The organism is Kitasatospora sp. NPDC059577, from assembly GCF_042735475.1.
GTDB lineage: Bacteria > Actinomycetota > Actinomycetes > Streptomycetales > Streptomycetaceae > Kitasatospora.
On sequence record NZ_JBHWBZ010000034.1, the window covers coordinates 63,282 to 68,235 of the forward strand.

Annotated in this window: 5 protein-coding genes; 4 read left to right on the forward strand and 1 reads right to left on the reverse strand. The window is 73.6% G+C overall.

Going from position 1 to position 4,954, the window contains the following annotated elements; all coding sequences use genetic code 11:
* Positions 1-212: 212 nt before the first annotated feature.
* The 4 genes from ACFV0O_RS24675 to ACFV0O_RS24690 all read left to right on the forward strand — a co-directional run bounded on the left by ACFV0O_RS24675 (position 213) and on the right by ACFV0O_RS24690 (position 4,066).
* Positions 213-1,031 carry an ABC transporter permease gene (locus ACFV0O_RS24675; RefSeq protein ID WP_380345344.1) on the forward strand — a complete coding sequence of 273 codons (819 nt, stop codon included), beginning with the start codon at positions 213-215 and terminating at the stop codon, positions 1,029-1,031.
* Positions 1,028-2,014: an ABC transporter permease gene (locus ACFV0O_RS24680; protein ID WP_380345346.1), complete on the forward strand. Its 987-nt coding sequence runs from the start codon at positions 1,028-1,030 to the stop codon at positions 2,012-2,014. Before ACFV0O_RS24675 ends, ACFV0O_RS24680 begins: the two co-directional genes overlap by 4 nt.
* A complete protein-coding gene (locus tag ACFV0O_RS24685) occupies positions 2,014-3,015 on the forward strand; it encodes an ABC transporter ATP-binding protein (protein ID WP_380345347.1) in 1,002 nt (333 codons plus the stop codon). Before ACFV0O_RS24680 ends, ACFV0O_RS24685 begins: the two co-directional genes overlap by 1 nt.
* A gap of 73 nt (positions 3,016-3,088) precedes the next feature.
* The gene (locus ACFV0O_RS24690; protein ID WP_380345349.1) at positions 3,089-4,066 is read left to right on the forward strand and encodes an ABC transporter ATP-binding protein; all 978 of its coding nucleotides are present in this window, start codon (positions 3,089-3,091) and stop codon (positions 4,064-4,066) included.
* A gap of 142 nt (positions 4,067-4,208) precedes the next feature.
* Here ACFV0O_RS24690 and soxR read toward each other — a convergent pair whose 3' ends face one another.
* On the reverse strand, positions 4,209-4,661 hold the full coding sequence (soxR, locus tag ACFV0O_RS24695) for a redox-sensitive transcriptional activator SoxR (RefSeq protein WP_380345350.1): 453 nt from the start codon (positions 4,659-4,661) through the stop codon (positions 4,209-4,211).
* Positions 4,662-4,954: the final 293 nt, after the last annotated feature.

Here is a 4,954-nt window from a genome sequence, read left to right on the forward strand (position 1 = left end):
TTTTTCCCACCCCGCGGGGGCCGCCTCAACCCCCCCCCCCCCCGCCTTGGGGGGGGGGGCCCCCCCCCAGGGTCCCCCCCCCGCCCCCCCCCCGGGGGGCGGCCCCCCCCCCGCCGCGCGCCGAGAAGGGGGCCGGGCGGGGGCCGTGGCGGCTGGTCTGGGACCAGCTGTGGGCCAAGGGCCCGGCCCGGTTCGGGCTGATCACCGTCGGCGTGCTGCTCCTGGCCGCCGCGCTGGCCGGACCGCTGAGCTCGCTCGGCGGCTGGACCCCCGAGGAGTTCGACAAGCGCGCCGTGGACCCGTACCTGGGCGGCCTGCCCCGGGGCGACTTCGGCGGCATCAGCACCCGGCACTGGCTGGGCGTCGAGCCGATCACCGGGCGCGACCTGTTCGCCCGGGTGCTGCACGGCGGGCAGGTGTCCCTGCTGATCGCGTTCACCGCGACCGCGGTCGTCGTGGTCGCCGGCACCCTGGCGGGCATCGCGGCCGGCTACTTCGGCGGCCGCACCGACACGCTGCTGTCCCGGCTGATGGACCTCACGATGTCCTTCCCGTCGCTGATCTTCATGATCGCGATGATGTCGGTCGCCAAGGACGTCAACCGGATCCTGCTGATCACCCTGGTGATCGGCCTGTTCACCTGGCCCGGCATCGCCCGCGTGGTCCGCGGACAGACGCTGTCGCTCAAGCACCGCGAGTACGTCGAGGCCGCCAAGGTCGGCGGCGCCCGGTCCTGGCGGATCCTCACGAGGGAGATCCTGCCCAACGTCTCCGGCCCGATCATCGCGTACACCACGCTGCTCATCCCCGGCATGATCGCCACCGAGGCCGCGCTCAGCTACCTCGGCGTGGGCGTGCGCCCGCCGACCCCGTCCTGGGGACAGATGATCGCCGAGAGCATCGTGCACTACGAGACCGACCCGACGTACTTCCTGATCCCGACGGCCTTCCTGTTCCTCGCCGTACTCGCGTTCACCCTGCTCGGGGACGCGCTGCGCGACATCCTCGACCCCCGGGGAGGCCGGTCGTGATCCTCTACCTCGGCCGCCGACTGCTCGGCGTGGCGGGCATCCTGCTCGCCATCTGCGCCATCACCTTCACCATCTTCTACCTGCTGCCCAACGACCCGGCCGCGGCGGCCTGCGGCAAGACCTGCAGCCCCGAGCGGCTCGCCGACGTCAAGGCGGCGATGGGCCTGGACAAGCCGGTCTGGGACCAGTTCCTCGCCTACCTCGGCGGCATCTTCGCCGGCCGCGACTACGGCACCGGCCCCAGCGCCGTGCACTGCGGCTTCCCGTGCCTCGGCTACTCCTACGAGTACGGGCTGCCGGTGTGGGACCTGCTGACCGACCGGCTGCCGGTCTCCGTCTCGCTGGCCCTCGGCGCGGCCGTGCTCTGGCTGATCCTCGGCCTCGGCGCGGGCGTCACCTCGGCGCTGCGCAAGGGCCGGCCGGTCGACCGGACGCTGATGGTGCTCTCGGTCGGCACCGCCTCGCTGCCGGTCTACTTCACCTCGATCATGCTGATCTGGGGCGTCGTCAGGACGGCCGGGCTGCTGCCCTACCCGGCCTACCACCAGTTCAACGAGAACCCCTTCGCGTGGGCCTCCAACCTGCTGCTGCCGTGGATCGCCCTGGCCCTGCTGTACGCGGCCATGTACGCCCGGCAGAGCCGCAACGCGATGATCGAGGCGATGGCCGAGCCGTACATCCGCACCGCCCGGGCCAAGGGCCTGCCGGCGCGGACGGTCACGGTCAAGCACGGGCTGCGCGCCGGGATGACGCCGATCCTCACCATCTTCGGCATGGACCTCGGCGGGCTGCTCGCCGGAGCCGTCATCACCGAGTCCATCTTCGGACTGCCCGGTGTCGGCCGGCTGTTCTACGACGGCCTGGGCCGCTCCGACCAGCCCGTCATCCTCGGCGTCACCCTGCTCGCGGCCTTCTTCATCGTCGCGGCGAACCTGCTGGTCGACCTGCTCTACGCGTTCGTCGACCCGAGAGTGAGGTACTGATGACGAGCTTGTTGGAGGTCGAGGACCTCAGGGTCGCCTTCGACACCCCGCGCGGCACGGTCCGGGCCGTGGACGGCATCTCCTTCGCCGTCGAGGCCGGACGCACCCTCGGCCTGGTCGGCGAGTCCGGCAGCGGCAAGTCCGTCACCTCGCTCGCCGTCATGGGCCTGCACCGCGGCGCCGCCGTCACCGGCTCGATCCGGCTGCACGGGCAGGAGCTGAACGGGCTCGGGGAGAAGGCGCTGGGCGCGGTCCGGGGCCGCCGGGTCGCGATGATCTTCCAGGACCCGCTGTCCAGCCTGCACCCCTTCTACACCGTCGGCGAGCAGATCGCCGAGCACTACCGGGTGCACTTCAAGGCCGGCCGCAAGGCGGGCCGGGCCCGCGCGGTGGAGATGCTGGCCGAGGTCGGCATCCCCGAACCGGCCCGCCGGGTCGACGAGTACCCGCACCAGTTCTCCGGCGGCATGCGCCAGCGCGTCATGATCGCCATGGCACTGGCCTGCGAGCCCGACCTGCTGATCGCCGACGAGCCCACCACGGCGCTCGACGTCACCGTCCAGGCCCAGATCCTCGACCTGATCGCCCGGATCCAGCAGGAGCGCGGCCTCGGCGTCGTGATGATCACCCACGACCTCGGCGTGGTCGCCCGGGTCGCCCACGAGGTGCTGGTCATGTACGGCGGCCGGGCGGCCGAACAGGCCCCGGTGACAGCACTGTTCGCACGGCCCGCGCACCCGTACACCCGCGGCCTGCTGGACTCGCTGCCGCGCCTGGACGACACCGACGACGCCCCGCTGCGGGCCATCCCCGGCAGCCCGCCGTCGCTGATCGCCCCCGCCCCCGGCTGCTCCTTCGCCCCGCGCTGCGCCCGCACCACCGGCGCGTCCGCCGAGGAGCACGCCCGTTGCCTGGCCGAACGCCCCCTGCTCGGCGCGCTCGCCCCCGGCCACCAGGCCGCCTGCCACCTGCCGCTGGTGCCGGAAGGGGTGCTCCCGTGAGCGAACGAAGCGAACACACGACCAACAGGCGCGAGCGGGCGGACGCCCCTGCCGAGCGAAGCGAGGTGGGCGCATGAGCGAACCGCTGCTGTCCGTACGGGACCTGGTGAAGACCTTCCCCGGCCGGCGCGGCCGCACCGGGCGGCCGGGCGCACCGGTCCGGGCCGTGGACGGCGTCAGCTTCGACGTCGGCGCGGGGGAGACGCTCGGCCTGGTCGGCGAGTCCGGCTGCGGCAAGTCCACCACCGGCCGGATGATCGTCCGGCTGCTGGACCCGACCTCGGGCACCGTCACCTTCGACGGCACCGAGATCGGCGGGCTCTCCCAGGCCCGGCTGCGCCCGCACCGGCGGGACCTGCAGATGGTCTTCCAGGACCCGTACTCCTCGCTCAACCCCCGGCAGACGGTGTCCCGGATCATCTCCGAGCCGCTGCTGGTCCAGGGCGAGAGCGCGACGGCCGCGCGCAAGCGGGCGGCCGAGCTGATGGAACTGGTCGGGCTGATCCCCGAACACCTCGACCGCTACCCGCACGAGTTCTCCGGCGGCCAGGCGCAGCGGATCGGCATCGCCCGCTCGCTGGCCACCTCGCCGCGGCTGGTGATCGCCGACGAGCCGGTCTCCGCGCTGGACGTGTCCATCCAGGCCCAGGTGGTCAACCTGATGGAGCGGCTCCAGCAGGAGCTGGGACTGGCGTACGTGTTCATCGCGCACGACCTCTCGGTGGTCAAGCGGGTCTGCGACCGGGTCGCGGTGATGTACCTGGGCCGGATCGTGGAGATCGGCGACAAGGCCGAGGTGTACGGCAGCCCCGCGCACCCGTACACCCGGGCGCTGCTGTCCGCGGTGCCGCTGCCGGACCCGGAGGCGGAGCGGACCCGGGACCGGATCGTGCTGCTCGGCGACCCGCCGAGCCCGGCCGACCCGCCCCCCGGGTGCAGCTTCCACCCGCGCTGCCCGAAGGCGCAGGAGCTGTGCCGGACGGAACGGCCGCTGCTGCGGATCGCCGGCCCGGGCAGTCGGCAGGCGGCCTGTCACTTCCCGGAGGTGTGATCCGGGACCGCCCGGAGGTGTGATCCGGGCGCCGATACGCCCGGTCGGGCGCGGCGGGGAACCCTTCGAGGGCCGCGTCCGACCGGGTTCCACCCGTGCCACCTGGTGCTTGCCGGGCCGGGTGCGCACGGCGCCGGGGTGTTCAGTCCTCCGGCAGCAGCAGGCGCGGGCCGGGCCCCTCGGCGGCCAGTTCGTCGCCGGGGTTGAGCACCCGGCAGCGGCGCAGCGACACGCAGCCGCAGCCGATGCAGCCGGTGAGCTCGCCCTCCAGTCGCTCCAGTTCCAGCCGGCGGGCGCGCAGCTGTTCGGCCCAGCGCAGGGAGATGCGCTCCCAGTCGTGCTTGCCGGGCATCCGGTCCTCCGGGAGGCCGGCGAAGACCTCGGCGACCTCGCTGAGCGGGATTCCGAGCCGCTTGGCGACCAGGATGAGCGAGATCCGGCGCAGCACGTGCCGGCGGTAGCGGCGCTGGTTGCCGGCCGACCGTTCCGAGGTGATCAGCCCCTGGTCCTCGTAGAAGCGCACCGCCGAGGTGGCTATCCCGGCCCGCCGGGCCACTTCGCCGACGCTCAGCAGGTCGACCGGTGCGGTGCTCATGACGGCTCCTTGACGTCAAGCTCTCTTGAAGTTCAACGGTACTCGACCTGACCGGATCGGCCGCCGTGAAGAGCGACACGACCGGTGCCGAGCAGGACAGTTGCCCAGCGGAACCGTCGCCGGGGGAGGCCTCCGGCGGATGGCGCGAACTCTTCTCCGGCCGGTACACCGCCGCCGCGGAAGGGGGGGGGGGGGGGGGCCGGCGGGGGGGGGGGGGGGGAGCCGGGGGCGGGGCGGGGCGGGGCCCCGGCGGGGGGCGGCGGGCGGGGCGCGCGGGCCGCCCCGCGCGCCGG

Excerpts from the sequence above, each read along its gene's own strand:
- ACFV0O_RS24690 (WP_380345349.1), top strand. The coding sequence starts at position 3,089 with ATGAGCGAACCGCTGCTGTCCGTACGGGACCTGGTGAAGACCTTCCCC.
- soxR (WP_380345350.1), bottom strand. The coding sequence starts at position 4,661 with ATGAGCACCGCACCGGTCGACCTGCTGAGCGTCGGCGAAGTGGCCCGG.
- ACFV0O_RS24685 (WP_380345347.1), top strand. The coding sequence starts at position 2,014 with ATGACGAGCTTGTTGGAGGTCGAGGACCTCAGGGTCGCCTTCGACACC.